Here is a 269-nt window from a genome sequence, read left to right on the forward strand (position 1 = left end):
GCCACCAGGATCAGTTGCAGGTCGGGGCAGGCGGCCAGGGTTTCGGCTGTTAGTGCCACCTTGTTGCTGATGGCCACCTGGGCGCCCTGCAGGCGTTCGGCGACCTGTTCCGGCGCTGTGTGGGCATGTACTTTCAGAGGGCTGAAGCTGTCATGCAGCGCACCCAGGTCCAGGTCACCGAGGTCCAGTGAGCTGTGATCGAGGAAGACGGCGCGGCGATTGTTAGTCATGAACTGTACCTTTTGCACGAGGGTTCTAAGGCGTAGTCT

Annotated in this window: 1 pseudogene; it reads right to left on the minus strand. The window is 61.0% G+C overall.

The features are described 5' to 3' along the window. A pseudogene (locus tag SB725_RS31430) lies at window positions 1-230 on the minus strand (glycerate dehydrogenase); the annotation flags it as partial. Window positions 231-269 lie beyond the last annotated feature (39 nt).

The sequence above is a fragment of the Pseudomonas sp. SIMBA_041 genome (assembly GCF_046535095.1).
Taxonomy (GTDB): domain Bacteria; phylum Pseudomonadota; class Gammaproteobacteria; order Pseudomonadales; family Pseudomonadaceae; genus Aquipseudomonas; species Aquipseudomonas mucoides.